Source organism: Rathayibacter sp. AY1C1 (assembly GCF_002932105.1).
Lineage (GTDB): Bacteria > Actinomycetota > Actinomycetes > Actinomycetales > Microbacteriaceae > Rathayibacter.
Genome location: NZ_PSWH01000007.1, coordinates 73,955 through 93,074 on the forward strand (window position 1 = coordinate 73,955; position 19,120 = coordinate 93,074).

Genomic DNA, 19,120 nt, shown 5'->3' on the forward strand with positions numbered 1-19,120 from the left:
CGTAAGGCCGGAAGGATCTACTGGTGATCAACCAATGCGCAGGTGAGAAACAACGCACACGTTACTCGCGGTCAGCATCACGTTCCGCCTCGGAATCCTCCCGCAGAGCGTCTTGACCGTAGCTAGCGGCAATTTCACGAAGAAGTCGACTGGTTCGAAAATACACTGGTGACAACGTCTTGGACATCTCGAGGTATCTCTCTTGGAGAGCACGCTCCTGTGCGCCGCCTTCGAAGGGTGCCCGTACGGTGATGCCTCGTCGGTTGAAGAGCCCGACTTGCAAGCCAGATTCTAAACGAACGCTGCCTACGGCTTCGATAATCTCCCTTACCCCTTCTGCTGGCCAGATGCCGTCGGATCCCAAAGGACTTGCTGATAGCATTTCACCAATTTGCTCGTCGCCTATAGACGCATGCCCACTTTCTTCAAGATCGATTCGTGCCGCGCGCACCCAATCCTGGAGCTTATCGAAGTCGACGGAGCCGTCCGCGCGCTGTCCAGGGATTGCATTCCAATGATGAAGAATTTCGTAAGATCTGTTGGCTGCGCGATTGTGTGCTGCGGACTCGACTTGGATGGTTTCGTGCTCAGAGCGGTAGAGGGAACGAATGATTGCAACGAAGTTGGCTGGATTGCTACTAAGCGCTCTATAGATAGCAAGGTCGGACTCGTTGTCGTGAAGCAGTCCAAAGAGGACAAATTCGAACTGGATTAACTCGGGGTCATCAGGAGTTGTGCGCTCCAAGAACTTAATCAGTTGCTCAATAAAATAGGGTGACATTGATTGGTTGGGCATTGGTTCAGACGCTTGAATAAGCTCAGCGAGGACCCTCTTTACAATAGACACGTCCGGTGTTCTCGCATCATCATGCATGTAGTGCGAGACGACACTAGCAGCCCCCCATGGATGTCCGGACTCTAACAGTCGATCTGCTGCTTCCAGATACTCATCTTGGTTCTTCAGATAGGGATTCGGGCGTGACCAGTATGCGTCTTTGACGGCCGGGGTTAGTTCATCAAGCCTTGACCAATACTCTTCGCTAAATGGTAGGACGTTAGCGAAGTAACTCTGCGCTTTTGGCTCGAGCTGTAGGATTATATTTTTCATGTGCTCGATCCAATTCCATCCTTCCAAACGTAGACGCTCCTGTAAATAAGCGAGTGCGCAAGATCTTAATGCGTCTCCATGATCCACGAGCCAGCCAAGAACAGCATCATCCAGTTCGCCAGTTGCTTTTGCTGCAAGTTCCCACCCAAAAGCATTTGCATTCTCTACAATCGATGCAAGTGACTCCAGGGCTTCAATTCCCTGACTTAATACGGCAGAAAGCGCACTGCGCCTTGCTTCCTGCAGAGACTGATCAAATCCCTCATCATCAAAATTAAGGCCACCGAAATGGGACCGCCATTCGAATAATGCAGCGTGGCGCCTCGGGTCATGGTCGGAGGCGACGGCGTCGGCCACTTTCCGTAGCTCGTCGAGTTGTCCTGCCCCCATGGCCCACTCTGCCTCAGCAAACTCTTCATGTCGGCGTATTACTTCATCGAGCTTTCGCCAAAGGTCGTAATTATTGGTCGTAGACCACTCGGGCGATCTCAAATCGTCGAGTAACGACTGAAGTAGCTCGGTGCGAAGGTGCGGGGGTAGGTTTTCGTACTTATCGACCAACTGTGCCCATTTCACTGGATCTCCAGTTGTGATTTCTGTTGCGATCCGGACAACACCACTCGTGAAGACCGACCAGTCATCATAAAAAACTTCAGATTCCTCGGAAGTCCAATTTTTATAGGTCGGAGCATGAGGTGGCATGACTATGCCGTGCGTCTCCGGCAATAATCCTATGAGGATGGGCCACATCGTATCGGGCATGCTATTGGAGAGAGTTCTCAGTAGCGCAATTTTTTCCTTGGTCTTGGCACCACACTGACGAGCCCAGCCACACATCACATTGATCAAGCTACGTGGAGGTCGATTGCTCAGAGTGCCTCCGGGATCGATACGAGCTAGCTGAGCAAGTGCAGTAGCGGATCGGTGAAAGTAATCTGGAGACCAGCAAAGGGTTTCGAGCGCCCACAGCAATTCCGTATGGGTCGAGGACGATCCAAAGGGGGAGTCACTTGTTTGGTCTTCGAACAGATCGGCAAGTAGGGGTTCTCTACGCGCAAGGTCCTCTTCGACTGCATCGAGGAATGCGTTCGGCGCCGCCTCGGCAATAAGTGGCAGCTCGCTACTTATGGAAAGCCAGGTGCTACTGGGTCGATCGCCGCTCGGCACACTAAAGAGGTTGGCAACTATCTTCTCGACGGCTTGGTCCATCTCACCTAAGCCGTGGATTGACACACCAGATGCCGAGGCCATCGCGAGTGACAGAGCTACGCCATGCCGCAACTCTGATGAGAACTGGGGCCGCACTCCTTTGATCATCGCGTGGATGCGTTCGGTACTATCCATACCCTCGTAAGGATCTGCAGTGAGCAGAATTTGTTCTACTGAGTTTCTCCAGATATCTATGTCAGCTGTGGTCAGCCGAGGAAGTAATAGCTGTGCTGTACGGATAGGATCACTGAGCTGCCAAGAGTTTCCAGAGGGAATAAAAACTGTGTAGCCGTCATGGTGTAGTCCGAGCAGGACGCGTTGAATGTCAATCCACGACTTGGACGTTAGTAACTCAATTGCCTCGTGATCACCGCTCTCGTTTGACCATGTGCTCGTCAGTATTAGGCGCGCGAGAATGTCTGAGCGAGTCGAGTCCCTGGTCCACGCAGGCACTTCTTGACGTGGATCTTTGCTAATTGTTCGCAAGAACGACTGCATATCTCGTCTCGCTAGTTTGACTATTCTCCGACTCTCGGCAAAGGTGGTCGAGGTCTTGTCGATAGCTTCTGCTGCGGAGATTGGTTCAATACGTGGTAGTGCGATATTGCTGCTGGTAATGACTTGTGTCAAGTCCGCAGGCAGGAGTACGCGATGGTTAGAGCTAAGTGCCGATGTCACGTCGGGTTGATCGAATTTAGGAACAAGTATTAGCGGAGTTGTTGAATGGATCAAACGCGCCCAAGCGGTGCTTGTTCTAACTACTAGGGCTGAGGCTAGAAGGTCAGTGTCTTGCAGGGCGCCGTAAATGAATGCACATGCTTCGGACTCACTCGAGGCCTTTACTGGCAACGCGCTTTTAGAGCTGTCGGCTGAGGTTAACCAGCTGGTTAAGTCGACACGCTCTTTCTGGCGCCCAGCTAAGAAAAAGCTGGCCGGTAGTTCGAGGGTCAGACCACTTCGGAATCCTACCCACCAGTTCGATAAAGTGCTTGCGTCACGTGGATTGTATCCGAGGCGTTCGGACAGCCAGTAGTGTACTGACGGCGTTTCTCGTAACCAGCTGACTAGCCGGTGACTATCGAAAGCTTCTACTGCGGAGAATTGAGTATTCTCCGATTCGGTGCTTGACCATGCTTTTGCGCCGGGCCAGTTTTTCGGGGTCGCAAATATAAAGATAGCGTGCGGATCATTCGCTATTGCGTCTTCACGCTTTCGATAGTCGCTGGTCGCCTTCTTGTGTGGCAGAGCGTCGGTACCAAATTCGAAATAGAGATTGCCGTCGGGAAGATATTTTGAACCATGTGATGTAGCGGTGCCGTCCCAGCCGTGAGCAGACGTACCTTCGTGTGAACGGACATTGACGTTCGTAACCCCAGGCGTAGCAGCCAAGAGACGATCCATGAGTTCAGGAAATGCAACCTTCGCGTCATTCCGGGCTGCCCACTGGTCTAGGTCAATCGGTCCTACGAGCTCAGGCCCGTCGGTTCTTAACGAACGAGCTACTGATGATGTGTTAGCACCTCTATCACGAAGCACGCGCTCAACTTCAGTTCGAGCGAAGCGGTGGAATTTAGTACCTGGGAGCTTTGAAGAAACGAGAACGCCGTTCGCAGCCCAAATGCGGACGGTATTTTCATGAACCTGCAAAATCAGCGCTGTCTCGCGTACGCTCAGGTACTCCTCAGGGTCTCCACTTTTCATACAATCATTATAGCAAATGTGGACTTTGTGGACAATCTATCGACCATGATGTTCATGGGCATTCCGGATCCGAACTCCCGCCAACCCGATGTACTTACGTACCGTCGCAGCATTGGCGTTGACGCGTTCGCCGACACGTTGCAGCGAAAGTCCTGACTCGTAAAGACGAGCCATTTCGGCAACCGTGAGGTCTGACGGGGGAGTCCGTCGCATCGCGACGTTCGCTCGTCGCAAGTGGTCACGGACCGTCCTACGTTCGCAGCCGAAGCGATCAGCCAGCTCGTAAACCGTAGCGCCGGCCTCGTATCCAGCGATGAGTGCGGCGATGCGGTCGGTGTCGAGTCGGACCTGCTGCTGGCGTGCCTTCGGAGTCTTTCTGCGCTCAGGTCGCCCTTCCGCATCAGAGCGAACCGGTCTCGAGGCCGTGTTGATCTCGGCCAGCAGGGGTCGCCATCTTTTCGAGTCGGCTCCGGACAGGTCCACCACTACGGAAGGCCCGCTCGAGAAAGCGGGCCTTCTGCTTTGTGCCGGCGGCCGGATCGGGAACCTCGCCTGTTCGGCGGGTCGACCGCCTCGCGGCCTCGACGCGCTCGTCGGCGGAGGAGTGGTCCGTTCGATCGGCACTCGGTACTAGGCGTCTCCGCCGATCCTGGCTCGACCGCCGAGGACGGCGACTCCCGTCGAGACTCCGGCGACTGCGACCATCGCGACGATGCCCAGTGCACGGAGCACGAACGCCTTGTGCTCCGAATCCTTCAGCGCTTCGTCATCGATCGCTTCTTTGAACAGCCGAAGGACTGAGTAGCGGTCCGCCGCGCTCAGGGTGTCACGATCCAGTTCGCGGTTCAGGACGGCGCGGTACTCGGCGAAGGCCCTGTGAACCTTCTTCTGACTCTTCCAGTTGGCTCGAACGGCTGAACTCGCCTGATCTCGCACTTCACTGAACGAGTCGAGGACGAGATTCTTGAAATCCGGGAACTGCTCGACGACCTTCAGGGCGAGCTCCTCGCTCATGTTCGGCAGCTCGGATGCGAACGCGATGAACTTCTCTTTCGACAGATTCCTCCAGGAGTCGATACCGATCCTCTGCTTGAGATCGTCCTCGTTCGAGTAGTCCATGCTGATCCCTCTTCCCTCCACGGCGACGGCCGATCATCGCCTCAGAGTATCGAGGAGGAGCCGTCGGTCCACGTGCTCTCCGGGCGGGAGAGCGCGCGGGCCGGTCGTGCAGGTCCTGACGATCGGGCGCCTGAAGCTGTGGGCCGCCCGCCTCCGTGCGTCCTCCGTGTCCCCCATCCGGGCCGCGCCGGACGGGAGCCGCCCTCCTCCGGTCCGTCGGGGGATCCGCAGCGACGTACGCTCGCCCCTCGTGCTCTCGCAGCACGCGAGGCACTCGAGCGACGGACGACCAGGGGACGGGACGACATGGGGACCACAGCACACAGGGCACGGCGGAGAGCGGCAGGGGTCGGCGCGGGGGCGATCGCGCTCCTGGCGGGGCTCCTGGCGGCACCGCCGGCGCAGGCGTCCGGGACGCAGACGCTGCTCGCGCTCGGCGACTCGATCACGCGCGCGGCCACGACCTGCGGGGTGAACCGCGACTGCGTCGAGAACTCCTGGGCGACGGGATCGGCGCCCGCGGTCGACTCGATCGCGAGCCGTTTGGCGGCGGCGGATCCGCGGACGGCGGTCCGCGCGGTGAACTACGCGAAGTCGGGTGCGGTCATCAGCGGAGTCGAGTCGCGGATCGACGCCGCGGTCGCGGCCGGGGAGGAGCCGGACGTGGTCACGCTGCTGATCGGCGGCAACGACCTCTGCTCGCTGAGCCTCTCGCCCGACTCCCGCGACGGCTACGCGATGACGCCCGCGGCCTCCTTCGCCGCGTCGGCGACCCGGATCCTGCGCTCGATCGGCGAGGAGTGGCCGGAGGCGACGGTGCTCGTCGGCTCGGTCCCGGACATCGAGTCGGAGTGGGACGCTGTGAAGTCGACGCCGGGCGCCGCGATCTGGGCCTGGGGCGGGGTCTGCCGGACCCAGCGCGGAGTCGACGCCACGACCGGAGCCTCTCTGATCGGCTCGGCCTACACCGCCTCGCTCGCGGCGGCGGAGGACCGGGAGGCCGCCTTCAACGAGGCACTGGAATCGGCCTGCGCGTCCGCCGCGAACGACTGCGTGTGGGACGGCGGCGCCCTCACGGCGGCTCCGATCTCGCTCGATCAGCTCTCGACGGACGTCGACTACTTCCACCCGAACGTCGCCGGCCAGGCGATGATCGCGGAGGAGCTGTGGACGGCCTGGGGCCTCGGCGACGAACCGACTCCGACTCCGACTCCGACTCCCACGTCGGCGCCCACCGCGGCTCCTGCTCCGGCACCCGCAGGCTCGCCCGCGACGTCGCGCGACACCACGGCTCCGAAGACCGTCATCACCGCGCCGACGAGCGGATCGACGGTGCGCGGCTCGGTCACCCTGGTCGCCACCGCCAAGGACGACGTCGGCACGACGAAGCTGAGCTTCTGGAGCGGAGCGACGCGGCTGGGCGACGCGACGAGGGCGTCGGGCGGCACGTGGCGCCTGACCGTCTCGGCCTCCTCCTACCCGGCCGGGCGGTACGCGATCGTCGCGCACGCCTCCGACGCCGCGGGAAACCTCGGGCGGAGCGCTTCGATCACCCTCAAGCGCTGAGCGGCTGAGGGGGCCGCCACCGGCCCCCTCAGCCCCGCGCGACGAGCAGCACGTCGGGACGATCCCAGTTCTCGACGGTCTGCAGCACCCAGAAGACCCCGAAGAGGGCGAGCGCGACGGCCTCGCCGAGCAGGAGCCACTGCTCGCCGAGCAGCTCCGCTCCCCGCCCCGTGAGCAGCAGGAGCACCAGCGCCGCATCGACCGCGGCGATCAGCACCGCGAGAACGGCGTAGCAGCGGGAGTAGAAGCGCGGCGTCCCCGGCCCGCTCGCTCCCTCCGCGCGCACCGCGACGGCGTGCAGACCGGCGGTGACGGCGATGAGGAGGAAGAAGACGCCGGCGGCGGCGTAGTGGCCGAGCCGCAGGAACGACGGGAGCGTGCTCCAGGCCGCCAGAGCGATCAGGAGGGCGGCGGCGATCGCGGTGCGGACCAGTGCCCAGCGGTCGAGGACCCGGTCGAGGGCGAGCAGGATCACGGAGGCGACAAGGACGGCCGCGGCCGTGACCAGGTAGGCGGGCAGGGAGGCGGCGACCTCACCCGCGGCCGTCGCGGGAAGGCACGACGCCCCTCCCGCCGGGCACACCGCTCCCTGGAGGCGCTGCAGCTCCTCCGAGGCGAGGGGCACCGGCACGATCGCGATGACCGGCGCCGTCATGCCCGCCAGCAGCAGGAGGAAGCGCCGCACGCTCCTCCCGGCGAGGACGACCAGCGCGACGCCGACCGCGAAGAGCGCCCCGGTGAAGAGGGAGCGGACCGGGGTGTAGTACGAGGCGCTGATCGAGCGCAGCGGGCCTCCGACGACGAGCTGGTGGACGAGGCCGGCCGTGAGGAGCACCACGGCCGCCACCAGGGAGAGGCGGACGTAGCGGTAGGTGCGGAGGGAGGAGACGGCACCGCCCCCGCCCAGCGCGTCGCCGCGGGCCACCCGGCTACTCTGCGCGCAGGCCGGAGGAGGCGAGGGCGAAGTCGACGTCGATGCGGATGGCGACGCGGAGGGAGTTCGGGCGCGGGGTGCGGTAGCGCTGGGAGTAGAGCTCGACGGCGTGCTGCACGGCGTCCGGCTCCTCCTCGATCGTCGCCGGACCGCCCAGGCTCAGCCACCGGATGCCGTCGACCTGCCCGACCGTCGCGGTGCCGCCCCGCCGGACGTTGAGCACCTTCTGGCTCTCGCGGGAGGTGATGACGCGGACGACGCCGTCCTCGTAGGTGAAGCCCACGGCGACCACGTGCAGGCGGCCCTGGCGGCCGGGGGTGGAGAGGGTGGCCAGGTGGCGCTCGGTGACGAAGGCGAGGCCGTCGGCGCTCAGGATGCTCATCCCGCGAGCGTAGCCGGAGGCGCCGACGCCCTCCCGGGGGCTGACCGCCGGTCAGCCCTCGAGGATCAGCGCCTCGCCCTGGCCGCCTCCGCCGCAGAGCGCGGCGACGCCCAGACCGCCGCCCCGGCGCCGGAGGGCCAGCGCCAGGTGCAGGGCCAGCCGTGCTCCGGAGGCGCCCACAGGGTGGCCGAGCGCGATCGCCCCGCCGTCGGGGTTGACCGCCTCGGGCTCGACGCCGAGATCGTCCGCCGACTGGAGGACGACGGAGGCGAACGCCTCGTTGATCTCGATCAGGTCCAGGTCGGACACCGCTGCACCGCGGCGGCCGAGCGCCCGGAGGATCGCCGCCGACGGCTGTGAATGCAGGGAGTTGTCCGGTCCGGCGACCTGCCCGTGCTCGGCGACGGTCGCGAGCCAGGGCAGTCCGCGCTCGCGGGCCCAGCCGCGGGACACGACGACCAGCGCGGCGGCGCCGTCCGTGATCGGGGACGAGCTGCCCGCCGTGATCGTGCCCTCGGGCGAGAACGCGGGGGCCAGCCGGGCGAGCGTCTCGACCGTGCTGTCCTCCCGGATCCCGTCGTCGGCGGACACGACGAGGTCCGGTCCGCGCCGCTGCGGAACCGCGACCGGCACGATCTCCTCGGCGAGCACGCCGGTGGACCGGGCCGCGGCGGCCCGCTGGTGCGAGAGCGCGGCGAAGGCGTCCTGGCGCTCGCGGCGGATGCCCCGTGCGGCGTTGCCGTCGTCGGTCACCCTCCCCATCAGGCGGCGGTCGAACGGATCGAGCAGGCCGTCGTGGAGGAGTGCGTCCTCGAGCGGACGCGGACCGACACCCAGGCCCGAGCGGGATCCGAGCAGGAGGTGCGGCGCGTTGGTCATCGACTCCTGTCCTCCGGCGACGACCACCTGCGCCTCGCCGAGCCGGATCATCCGCGCCGCGTCGATCACCGCGGTGAGACCCGACAGGCAGAGCTTGTTGATCGTGACCGCCGGGACGTCCCAGCCCAGGCCCGCGAGGACCGCGGCCTGCCGGGCGGGGCCCTGACCGGCTCCGGCCTGGATCACCTGGCCGAGCACGACCGCGTCGACGTCGGCCGCGGAGGCGCCCGAGCGCTCGAGAGCCCCTCGGATGGCAGCGGCGCCGAGCTCGACGCCCGAGAGCGGCGCGAAGGCTCCGGAGAAGCGGGCGAACGGGGTGCGGGCGCCCCCCAGGATCACGGGGGTGGTGTCGTCAGTGGACACGGGGACTCCTTCTCGACGGTGAGAGCGGGGGAAGCGGTGGGGAGACGAATGCCGGATGCCGGCCCGGCTCAGGGAACGAGAAGGATCTTCCCGCGGACGTGGCCGTCCTCGCTGAGCCGGTGCGCCTCTGCGGCCTGCTCGAGCGGGAGGCGCGGACCTGTCGCGACCGCGAAGCGCCCCTCGCTCGCCAGCCGGGCGGCCAGCGGCACGCCCTCGCGGCGGAGGCGCTGCTCCTTTTCGGTCAGCGGCACGGGACTGCCGCCGCTCCAGGCCCGGATGCCCAGCTCTGCCGCACGAGGGCCGGCGACCACCGTTCCGACGTGCTGCGGATCCGCCACCAGCGCGAGCGAGGCGGCGAGCGCCTCGTCCGTCCCGGCCGCGTCGAGCACGCGGTCGACGCCCTCGGGCGCTGCGGCGCGCAGCCGCTCGAGCAGCCCGGGCCCGTAGGCGACCGGCACCGCTCCGAGCGCGCGCAGCGCCTCGTGATTCGCCGGGCTCGCCGTGGCGATCACCCGGGCTCCGCGGTCGACGGCGAACTGGATCGCCGCCCGTCCTACCGCGCCGGCGCCCGCGTGGACCACGAACGTCGATCCCTCCGCGACGCCGAGCGAGACCACCGCCTGGTAGGCGGTGGAGACCGGGATGCCGAGCGCGGCCGCCTCCTCGAAGCCGAGTCCGTCGGGGAGCGGATCGAGGGAGTCGGGGGAGACCGCGACGGCGGTCGCGTAGGTGCCGGTGGCGCCGCTGACGATCACCCGGTCTCCGACGCTCCAACCGGTCACGCCCGGACCGACGGCGGAGACCACGCCGGAGCCGTCCGACCCGAGCCTCCGCGGACCGTCGAACGGCGGGCTCGGGCGCAGGCCGGAGCGCACCTTCCACTCGATCGGGTTCACGCCGGCCGCGCGGACGGCGACCACCACGGTGCCGGGCCCCGCCTCGGGCTCCGGCGCCTCGACGGTCTCGAGCACCTCGGGCCCGCCGATCCGCTCGTACTGCACGATCCTCGCCATGTCGTCCTCCTCCTCGCGGGCCACCGCCCGCTCCGGTCGCCTCAGTCCAGCAGACTCTCGCGCACCTGGCGGCGCAGCACCTTGCCGATCAGCGAGGTCGGCAGCTCGTCCACCGGGACGATCCGCTTGGGCACCTTGTAGGGCGTCAGGTGCAGCCGGCAGAAGTCGCGCAGCGCCTCCGGATCCACGGCCGTCCCGGCCCGCAGGACCACGGCCGCCGCGACGCTCTCGCCGCCGTCCTCGCGGGGGAGCCCGACGACGGCCGCGCGCGTCACGTCCGGGTGCGACTCCAGCACTCCCTCGACCTCGGAGGGGGAGACGTTGAAGCCGCCGGTGATGATGAGCTCCTTGGCCCGGTCGACGATCGTCACGAAGCCGTCGGCCGAGACGGTCGCGATGTCGCCCGTGCGCAGCCAGCCGCCGGGGAGGAGGGCCTCGGCCGTCTCCTCCGGCCGCTTCCAGTACCCCTGGAACACCTGCGGCCCCCGGAGCAGGAGCTCGCCGGACTCGCCCGGGCCGCGGTCGACCGACGGATCGGCGGGGTCGACGAGGCGGATCGTCGTGCTGGGGAACGGCACGCCCACCGTGCCGGGCCGGCGGGTCGGGCCGACCGGGTTGCCGAGGGCGACCGGCGAGCTCTCGGTCATTCCGTAGCCCTCGACCAGGAGTCCCCGGCTCGCGCGCTCCCAGCGGTCGACCGTCGCGACCGGCAGGCTCATCGCTCCCGAGATCGCGAAGCGGATGCCGCGCAGGTCGAGCTCGTGGCGCTCGGAGGCGCGGGCCAGCGCGTCGTACACGGGCGGCACCGCGGGGAGGAAGGTGGGCGGCGACGACTTCGCGGCCGCCTTCACGAGGCCGACGTCGAAGGTCGGGAACAGCACGACCTTCGCGCCGATGCTGATCGCGAAGGTCAGGCACAGCGTCAGCCCGTAGGCGTGGAACAGGGGGAGCACCGCGTAGAACGTCTCGTCGCCCTCGCGCAGGCCCGGCACCCAGGCGCGGCCCTGCAGGGCGTTCGCGCGGAGGTTCGCGTGCGAGAGGATCGCGCCCTTGGGCGTGCCGGTGGTGCCGCTCGTGTACTGCAGCAGGGCCGTGTCGCCGAGGACCGGGCGGGGGTGCGAGCGCGCGATGCGGCGGTTCTTCAGCAGCGACGCGAAGGGCACCAGGGAGCGGCTGCGGGGGGTCGCGGTCAGCTTCTCGCGCGACCGGCGCACCGACGGCAGGGGGAGCCGCAGCGCCAGGCGCTTGCCGAGCGGGAAGGAGCGGGTGAGGTCGACGGAGACGACGCGCTCGATGCCCAGGTCGGCGGGCATGGTCGCGACGACGTCGGCGATCTTGTCCCAGACGACCGCGAACCGGGCGCCGTGGTCCTCGAACTGCCGCCGCAGCTCGCGCGGCGTGTAGAGCGGGTTGTGCTCGACCACGATCGCTCCGAGGCGGAGAGCGGCGTAGAACGCCACCACGTGCTCCGGGCAGTTCGGGAGCACCAGCGCGACGCGGTCGCCGGCGCGCACGCCGAGGCGCCGCAGGCCCTCCGCCGCGCGCGCGACCTGCTCGCCGAGCTCGGCGTAGCTGGTCTCGGCGCCGAAGAACTCGAGGGCGGTGCCGCGGCGGTACCGCGCGACCGAGTCCTCGAGCAGGTCGACGAGGGTCTGGGTGGGAGGGTCGATCTCGGCGGGCACGCCCTCCGCGTAGGAGGTCAGCCACGGCTTCGTCGCCAGGTTCGAGGATCCGGAGGTCACGGGCCGAGTATCGGGCACCCGCCTCCGCACTTCCTCCGAGGCGCGCGGAGGGGGTGCCGCGCCGGGCGCGGGAGCGGCAGGCTGGCGGCATGAGCGCAGCCATCGACCTCCTCCGCGACGCCTTCGGCCGGGTGCACGAGAACGTGCACGCCGTCCTCGACGACAGCACCCCCGATCAGCTCGCGTTCCGCGCGGACGCCCGCTCGAACTCGCCCGCCTGGCTCGTCTGGCATCTCGTCCGGGTGCAGGACGACCACCTCGCCCCGCTCGCCGGCCACGAGCAGGTGTGGACGGCCGACGGCTTCCACGGCCGGTCCGGCCTGCCCTTCGGGCCCGACGAGACCGGCTACGGGCAGGAGCCGGCCGAGGTGGCGGCGCTCGCCGCGGTGCCGGCCGCGCTGCTCGCGGAGTACGCCGACGCCGTGCACCGGCAGACGCTCGCCCTCCTCGACACGCTCGGCGACGAGGACCTCGAGCGCGTCGTCGACGAGCAGTGGGATCCGCCGGTGACCCTCGGGGTGCGGCTGGTCTCGGTGATCGACGACGACACGCAGCACGTCGGCCAGGCCGCGTACGCGAAGGGTCTCGCCGAGCGCTCGGCGCGCTGAGCCCGGCCTCTACGCTGGCGGGATGCGCGCGCTCCGGACCCTGCCCGCGAGCGCGGTCCTCGCCCTCGCCACCGCGCTGACCCTCGTCGACTCCTGGATCCCCTCCTACTGGAACGACGAGGCCGCGACCCTCCGCCTGGCGCGGCTCCCGGTGGGCGAGCTCCTCGCCTTCGTGCAGGAGAAGGACGCGGTGCACCTGGTCTACGGCCTGCTGATGCACGGCTGGATCGCGATCGCCGGTGAGTCGGAGCTCGCGGTGCGCGCGCCGTCCGCTCTCGCCACGGGAGCGGCGGCGGCGGGCGTCGTCGTCCTGCTGCGCTCGTTCCACCGGCCCCGGGCGGCACTCCTCGCCGCCGCGGTGCTCGTGCTGCTCCCGCGGTCCTCGTTCTCGGGGACCGAGGCGCGATCCTCCGCTCTGGCCACCGCGCTCGTGGTGGGAGCGGCGGTCCTCGTCGTGCGGGCGGCCCGCTCCGGAGGCGCCCTGCGCTGGACCGCGTTCGCGGCCGTCGCAGGTCTGGCGAACGCCGTGTTCCTCTACTCCGTGCTGGTGCTGCCGGCTCTCGTCGCTCTCGCCGCGGCCGCGGCGCCCCGGGGTGCCGTGCGGGCTCTCCCGGCGAGCGCCCTCTCGGCACTGGGCGCCGTGCCGGTGCTGCTCCTCGCCGCAGGGCAGAGCGGCCAGGTCGGCTGGCTCCGCTTGCAGCCCGTGACCGCGTTCACCGTCCTGGTCGAGCCGTTCTTCGGATCCGCGTGGTGGCTGGCCGGGATCGCCGTCGCGCTCCTCGCGGTCGCCGCGGTGCGGGGCGGCCTGCGCGGGCCGCTCCTGCCGGCCCTCGTCCTCTGGATCGTGCTGCCGACGGCGGTGCTGGTGCTCGGGACCCTCCTCGTCGAGCCGATGTTCACTCCGCGCTACCTCGCGTCGAGCACGCCCGCTCTCGCGGTCCTCCTCGGCCTCGCGCTCGACTCGTTCAGGGCCCGGACGGGCGTCGCCCTCCTCGCCCTGATCGCGGTGGCCGCCCTGCCGGTCCTGGTGCAGATGCGCACGGTCACCGGGAAGCCGGCCGGGCAGGATCTCCGCGGTCTGGCGGCCACCGTCGAGGAGCGGGCCCGTCCGGGCGACGCCGTCCTCCTCGGCTCCTCCGGGACGGTCTCGCTCCGGCCCCGGCTGGCGCTCGCCGCCTACCCGGAGGCGTTCGCGGGCGTGGACGACGTCGCCCTCGCCGCTCCGTACGGGACGACGGGGACGTACTCCGACGTGCTCCTGGAGGGCGAGGCCCTGCTCGCCGCGCTCGCCGGGGAGGACCGGGTCTGGCAGGCGCTGCCGGAGGGCGAGGCGGACACGGTGCTCGCTGAGGCGGGGTTCGTCGCGCGCGAGCGGATCCGGGTGCCGACAACGGTGCTGACGCTGTGGGAGCGCCCGGAGGGCCGCTGATCCGGAGCGCTCGGGGCGTCGCAGCCCCGGAGTGGAGAGACGCCGGAGTGCCCGGAGCCCCGCCGACGGGGAGCCGCTACCCTTGTCCCCGGCGCCGTCGCAGAGCGGTGGCGTCCGCGGAGCGAGGACCGCGCCACCGAGAGGACCCGAACGTGACGTTGCCCGAGACCACCACCACCGCCATCGCGAAGCGGAAGGGGCGCGACGTCGCCCCCGAGATCGCGCGCTCCTGGCTGCTGGTGAACGCCACCCGCACCGAGACGTTCGACGCCGCGCACGCGTCCCGCGCCGACCAGATCGTCCTCGACATCGAGGACGCGGTCGACCCCAAGGCGAAGCCCGACGCGCGGACCGACGTCGCGGAGTGGCTGACCGGCGAGAAGCGCGCCTGGGTCCGCATCAACGACCACTCCACCCCGTTCTGGTCCGACGACGTCGACGCGCTGAAGGGCCTGCCCGGCCTCGCCGGCGTCATGCTCGCCAAGACCGAGGCCGCCGAGCACGTCACCGAGACCTTCGACCGCCTCGGCGGCTCCACCCCGGTGCTCGCCCTGGTCGAGTCCGCCCTCGGCATCGAGGAGGCGGTCTCGATCGCCCGCGCCCGCGGCACCTTCCGCCTCGCGTTCGGCAGCGGCGACTACCGCCGCGACACCGGCACCAGCGCCGACGACCTCGCGATGGCCTACCCGCGCTCGCGCCTGGTCGTCGCCTCGCGCATCGGCGACCTGCCCGGCCCGATCGACGGACCGACCGTCTCGAACAGCCACCCCGTGCTGCGCGAGCAGTCCGCGCTCACGGTCTCGCTCGGCCTCACCGGGAAGCTCTGCCTCGACACCGAGCAGCTCGCCGTGATCAACGAGGTCATCAGCCCGACGCCGTCCGACGTCGCCTGGGCCCGCGACTTCCTCGACGACTTCGAGGCCCGCGGCCGCGTCATCCGCGACGGCAGCGACCTGCCCCGGCTGGGCCGCGCCAAGAAGATCGACAAACTGGCCACGGCGTTCGGCGTCAACCCGCTGTGATCCGTCGCGGGGAGGGCGCCACCGCGGCACACTGAGGGAGCCGCGGAGACCCTCCCGCGCAGGACGGAGACTCCGATGGGCGCGGTCAGCACCTTCCTCTGGTTCGACGACGGCGCGGGGGAGGCGGCGCGCTTCTACACGGAGCTGGTGCCGAACTCGCGGATCACCGGAAGCCAGGTGCTGCCGGAGGGCTCCCCGTCGCCCGGCGAGGTGCTGTCGGTGACGTTCGAGCTCGACGGGCAGCGGTTCCAGGCGATCGACGCCGGGCCGCGGTTCCCGTTCACCGAGGCCGTCTCGATCGTCGTGACCGTCGGCGACCAGTCCGAGCTCGACCGGCTGTGGGACGCCCTGATCGCGGACGGCGGCGAGGAGAGCCGGTGCGGCTGGCTCCGCGACCGCTGGGGGCTGTCCTGGCAGATCGTGCCGGAGGTCCTCCCGCGTCTGCTCGGAGGCGCCGACCCCGAGGCGTCCGCGCGCGCTCTGCAGGCGATGCTCGCGATGAGCCGCCTCGACATCGCGGAGCTGGAGCGGGCCCATGCCGGCGCGTGACTCCGCCCGCCCGCGCCGCTCGACCTCGCTGCGGCGCGCGTACCTCCGCGACTACCGCTACGCCTACGGCTCGCGCTTCGTGCACCTGCGGGAGGGCTGGGACGTGTCGCGGTACGCGTCCGGCGACGGCGCTCCGGTGCTGCTCATCCCCGGGATCTACGAGACGTGGCAGTTCCTCCGGCCCATCGCCGAGAGGCTGCACGCGGCGGGCCATCCGATCCACGTGCTGCCCGCGCTCGGCTACAACACGCGGCCGATCGTCGCGTCGGCCGGACTCGGCCAGGACTACCTGCGCGAGCACGATCTGCGCGGAGTCGTCGTCGTCGCGCACAGCAAGGGCGGCCTGATCGGCAAGCACATGATGGTCGTCGACGACCGCGAGGACGGGCGGATCGAGCGCATGATCGCCGTCTCGACCCCGTTCAACGGCTCGTCGCTCGCACGGATCGCCCCGGCGCGGGCGCTCAGGGAGTTCGCGCCCCACCGCCCGCTGATCCGCACCCTGCTGGCCGAGCGCGAGGCCGACGCGCGCATCACGTCGATCTACGGGATGCGCGACCAGTACATCCCCGGAGGGAGCCGCCTCGCCGGGGCGCGCGAGAACATCGCGGTCTCGGTGGTCGGCCACTTCGCGCTGCTCTCGAGCCCGAAGGTGCTCGACCTCATCGCGGCCCGGGTCTGAGGCCGGACCGGATCCGCTGGACTCGCCGCCCGCGTGAGGCGCCTGCCGTGCGGCGCGACCTCGACCGGCGGACGGCCGCCTCAGCGACGGGCCGAGCCGCCCGCCGCACTCAGGACCAGGGAGTGAGCAGCACGAGCGGGATCAGCCGCTCGGTCTTCGTCTGGTACTCGGCGTAGTCCGGCCACGCGGCGACCGCGCGCTCCCACCAGGCCGCGCGCAGATCGCCCTCGAGCACGCTCGCGGCGTAGTCCTTCTTCACGGGCCCGTCCTGCAGCTCGACGTGCGGCTCCTTGAGCATGTTGCCGTACCAGACGGGGTGCTCGGGCGCGCCGCCCTTGGACGCGACGACCACGTACTCGCCCTCGTGCTCGACGCGCATCAGCGCGGTCTTGCGGAGCTTCCCGCTCTTCGAGCCGACGGTGGTCAGGACGATGATGGGGCGGCCGCGGAGGAGGTTCCCCTCGGCTCCGCCGGTCCGCTCGTAGAGCTCCGCCTGCTCGCGGGCCCACTCGGACGTGCTGGGTTCGTACTCTCCGGTCAGCGGCATGCCTCCGATCGTACGGCCGCGGCGGCCCCGGTGGCCGACCCGTGTGCAGGAGGATGGAGCGGTGTTCTCCGCAGACCCGTTCGACCGAGCCCGTATCGCCCTCCTGCGCGACGACCTGATCCGCGCCCGCTACGGCGTGGACGCCGTGCGGGGGCTCTGGGGCGACGAAGCGGCCGAGGCGCTGCACCGCGGCGACCGGGTCCCCGCCCGCCGCGCCCTCGAGCGCAGCGGCGACCACGACGCGCTGGCCACCCTCGCCCGCCTGTTCCTCCTGGCCGATCCCGTCTCGGCCGACGACGCGGACGAGGCGTTCGGCGCTCTCGCGCTGGAGGGGGCGGTGGAGCTCGGCCTGGTGCGCGTCGAGGCCGGAGCCGTCGTCACCGCGGCCCTCGACCTGCGCCCCTACGACGTGGTCGACCAGCGCGGCGCTGCCTCCTGGTGGATCGCCTCCGACCTCGGGGAGCTCGCCCTCGGCCGCGCGCTCGACGAGGACCACGTGCTCGGCGTCGGCGGCGCGAGCCTCACGCTGACCGGCCTGATGATCCAGCGACCCGTCGGCCGCGTGCTCGACCTGGGGACCGGCTGCGGGATCCAGGCGCTGCACGCCTCCCGCCACGCCGAGCAGGTGGTCGCCACCGACATCTCCGAGCGCGCGCTCGCGCTCGCCTCCTTCACCGCGGCGCTCAACGGGATCGAGAACATCGAGTTCCGCCTCGGCAGCCTCTACGAGCCGGTCGCGGGGGAGCGCTTCGACCACATCGTCACGAACCCGCCGTTCGTCATCACGCCGCGAGCCGAGGGCGTCCCCTCCTACGAGTACCGCGACGGCGGGCTGGAGGGCGACGAGATCGTGCGCCGCGTCATCCTCGGAGCAGCCGAGCACCTGGTGCCCGGCGGTGTCGCGCAGCTCCTGGGGAACTGGGAGTACCGGGAGGGCGCGGACGCCTTCGACCGGATCGCGGCCTGGCTCGCCGACGCCCGCAGCCCGCTGGAGCAGGCGCTCGAGGCGGGGCCCGAGGGGCTCGACGCCTGGATGGGCGGGACCGCCTCTCCGCTGGACGTCTGGGTCGTGGAGCGCGAGCGTCAGGATCCGGCGGTCTACGCCGAGACCTGGATCCGGGACGGCGGCACGACCCGCGGCCCCGCGTTCGACGCGCTGGTCGACGCCTGGCTGACCGACTTCGAGCGGCGCGGGGTGACCGGCGTCGGCTTCGGCTACGTCACGCTCCGCCTGCCCGAGCAGCCCCGCCCGCCGATCCGCCGCTTCGAGCGGATCACCACGCCGGTCGCGACCGCGGGCCTGGGCGGCCACCTCGCCGCCTGCCTCGACGCGGCCGAGGCCCTCGCGTCGATCGACGATCGCGCTCTGGCGGGTCTCGCCCTGGTCGTCGCCGGAGACGTCACGGAGGAGCGGCACTACTGGCCGGGCAACGACGATCCGACGGTTCTGCGGCTGCGCCAGGGCGGCGGGTTCGCCCGGGTCGAGGAGGTCGACACGGCGCTCGCCGCCGTGGTCGGCGCCTGCGACGGCGAGCTCTCGGTGGCGGCGATCGCGGCGGCGGTCGCCTCGCTCCTCCAGGTCGAGGAGGAGGCGGTGTCCGACTCCGTGCTGCCGCGGGTGCGCGAGCTGGTGGCGACGGGGCTGCTGCGGCTGCCCCAGGGGGAACGCGGCTAGAAGAGGGTGGCGGAGTCCTCGACGGGGGGCGCGGCGGCCGCGGCGGGCGCGGCGGCGGCCGTCGGCCATCCGGGTCCGGCGTCGACGGGCTGCCGGCGCTGGTAGGCGGTCGCGGCGCTCCGGGCACGGACATCGGCGGCCTCGTTCATCCGGTGGTTGGCGTGCCCCTTCACCCACTCGAAGGTGACGGCCCGGCCCTGCAGCTCCTCGTCGAGCGCCTTGATGATCTCGACGTTCATCACCGGCTTGCCGTCGGCCTTGCGCCAGCCCTTCCGCTTCCAGCCCGGCAGCCACTCGGTGCAGGCCTTGATGGCGTACTGGCTGTCGCAGAGGATGTGCAGCGGCTCCTCCTCCTGCGCGGTCGCGCGCAGCAGCTCGAGCACCGCGGTGAGCTCGCCGATGTTGTTCGTGCCGTGCGACCAGCCGCCCGCGGCCCAGCGCTCGTCGTCGACGTACCAGGCCCAGCCGGCGGGGCCGGGGTTGCCCAGTGCGGACCCGTCTGCGGCGGCGATGATGCTCACGTGCGTCTCTCCTCGTGCTCTCGGTGCTCGCGCCGGTGCGGCGCCCTCCGAGGGTAGTCGGCGGGCGGGGC

At 69.2% G+C, this 19,120-nt stretch carries 16 protein-coding genes; 7 read left to right on the forward strand and 9 right to left on the reverse strand.

What is annotated here, in order from left to right; all coding sequences use genetic code 11:
- Positions 1 to 61 precede the first annotated feature (61 nt).
- Together C5C71_RS17255 and C5C71_RS05295 are read right to left on the reverse strand one after the other, a co-directional pair.
- Positions 62 to 4,018 (reverse strand): helix-turn-helix domain-containing protein, encoded by a 3,957-nt coding sequence (locus C5C71_RS17255; RefSeq protein ID WP_146084428.1) that lies wholly within the window; start codon positions 4,016 to 4,018, stop codon positions 62 to 64.
- 630 nt (positions 4,019 to 4,648) lie between these two features.
- Positions 4,649 to 5,137, reverse strand: a complete 489-nt coding sequence (locus C5C71_RS05295) for a hypothetical protein (RefSeq protein WP_104226443.1) — start codon at positions 5,135 to 5,137, stop codon at positions 4,649 to 4,651.
- Between the two features lie 306 nt (positions 5,138 to 5,443).
- Between C5C71_RS05295 and C5C71_RS05300 the strand changes: the two genes are divergently transcribed.
- The gene (locus C5C71_RS05300) at positions 5,444 to 6,703 is read left to right on the forward strand and encodes a GDSL-type esterase/lipase family protein (protein ID WP_104337266.1); all 1,260 of its coding nucleotides are present in this window, start codon (positions 5,444 to 5,446) and stop codon (positions 6,701 to 6,703) included.
- A 28-nt stretch (positions 6,704 to 6,731) separates the two neighbouring features.
- Here C5C71_RS05300 and C5C71_RS05305 read toward each other — a convergent pair whose 3' ends face one another.
- The 5 genes from C5C71_RS05305 to C5C71_RS05325 all read right to left on the reverse strand — a co-directional run bounded on the left by C5C71_RS05305 (position 6,732) and on the right by C5C71_RS05325 (position 12,016).
- Positions 6,732 to 7,628: a hypothetical protein gene (locus tag C5C71_RS05305; RefSeq protein ID WP_104337267.1), complete on the reverse strand. Its 897-nt coding sequence runs from the start codon at positions 7,626 to 7,628 to the stop codon at positions 6,732 to 6,734.
- Positions 7,629 to 7,632: 4 nt separating this feature from the next.
- A complete protein-coding gene (locus C5C71_RS05310) occupies positions 7,633 to 8,019 on the reverse strand; it encodes a pyridoxamine 5'-phosphate oxidase family protein (protein ID WP_104226440.1) in 387 nt (128 codons plus the stop codon).
- A gap of 51 nt (positions 8,020 to 8,070) precedes the next feature.
- A complete protein-coding gene (locus C5C71_RS05315; protein WP_104232853.1) occupies positions 8,071 to 9,261 on the reverse strand; it encodes an acetyl-CoA C-acyltransferase in 1,191 nt (396 codons plus the stop codon).
- A 68-nt stretch (positions 9,262 to 9,329) separates the two neighbouring features.
- Positions 9,330 to 10,274 carry an NADP-dependent oxidoreductase gene (locus C5C71_RS05320; protein ID WP_104288991.1) on the reverse strand — a complete coding sequence of 315 codons (945 nt, stop codon included), beginning with the start codon at positions 10,272 to 10,274 and terminating at the stop codon, positions 9,330 to 9,332.
- 41 nt (positions 10,275 to 10,315) lie between these two features.
- Entirely contained in the window at positions 10,316 to 12,016 is a 1,701-nt protein-coding gene (locus tag C5C71_RS05325; protein ID WP_104246706.1) for a long-chain-fatty-acid--CoA ligase, read from the reverse strand.
- An 89-nt stretch (positions 12,017 to 12,105) separates the two neighbouring features.
- Between C5C71_RS05325 and C5C71_RS05330 the strand changes: the two genes are divergently transcribed.
- The 5 genes from C5C71_RS05330 to C5C71_RS05350 all read left to right on the forward strand — a co-directional run bounded on the left by C5C71_RS05330 (position 12,106) and on the right by C5C71_RS05350 (position 16,306).
- A complete protein-coding gene (locus C5C71_RS05330; RefSeq protein ID WP_104223209.1) occupies positions 12,106 to 12,624 on the forward strand; it encodes a DinB family protein in 519 nt (172 codons plus the stop codon).
- 22 nt (positions 12,625 to 12,646) lie between these two features.
- Positions 12,647 to 14,053, forward strand: a complete 1,407-nt coding sequence (locus tag C5C71_RS05335) for a glycosyltransferase family 39 protein (RefSeq protein WP_104337268.1) — start codon at positions 12,647 to 12,649, stop codon at positions 14,051 to 14,053.
- Between the two features lie 158 nt (positions 14,054 to 14,211).
- Positions 14,212 to 15,075: a CoA ester lyase gene (locus C5C71_RS05340; RefSeq protein ID WP_208543400.1), complete on the forward strand. Its 864-nt coding sequence runs from the start codon at positions 14,212 to 14,214 to the stop codon at positions 15,073 to 15,075.
- 75 nt (positions 15,076 to 15,150) lie between these two features.
- On the forward strand, positions 15,151 to 15,624 hold the full coding sequence (locus C5C71_RS05345) for a VOC family protein (RefSeq protein ID WP_104337269.1): 474 nt from the start codon (positions 15,151 to 15,153) through the stop codon (positions 15,622 to 15,624).
- Positions 15,611 to 16,306, forward strand: coding sequence for a triacylglycerol lipase (locus tag C5C71_RS05350; RefSeq protein ID WP_104223206.1), 696 nt, complete (start codon positions 15,611 to 15,613; stop codon positions 16,304 to 16,306). The genes C5C71_RS05345 and C5C71_RS05350 overlap by 14 nt, the downstream gene beginning before the upstream one ends.
- A 109-nt stretch (positions 16,307 to 16,415) precedes the next feature.
- On the opposite strand, the gene C5C71_RS05355 is transcribed toward C5C71_RS05350, so the two are convergent.
- The gene (locus C5C71_RS05355) at positions 16,416 to 16,853 is read right to left on the reverse strand and encodes a nitroreductase family deazaflavin-dependent oxidoreductase (RefSeq protein ID WP_104337270.1); all 438 of its coding nucleotides are present in this window, start codon (positions 16,851 to 16,853) and stop codon (positions 16,416 to 16,418) included.
- Between the two features lie 61 nt (positions 16,854 to 16,914).
- On the opposite strand from C5C71_RS05355, the gene C5C71_RS05360 reads away from it, so the two are divergent.
- Positions 16,915 to 18,528 (forward strand): methyltransferase, encoded by a 1,614-nt coding sequence (locus C5C71_RS05360; protein WP_258064065.1) that lies wholly within the window; start codon positions 16,915 to 16,917, stop codon positions 18,526 to 18,528.
- On the opposite strand, the gene C5C71_RS05365 is transcribed toward C5C71_RS05360, so the two are convergent.
- Positions 18,525 to 19,049 (reverse strand): ribonuclease H, encoded by a 525-nt coding sequence (locus C5C71_RS05365; RefSeq protein WP_104223203.1) that lies wholly within the window; start codon positions 19,047 to 19,049, stop codon positions 18,525 to 18,527. The genes C5C71_RS05360 and C5C71_RS05365 overlap by 4 nt on opposite strands.
- Positions 19,050 to 19,120 lie beyond the last annotated feature (71 nt).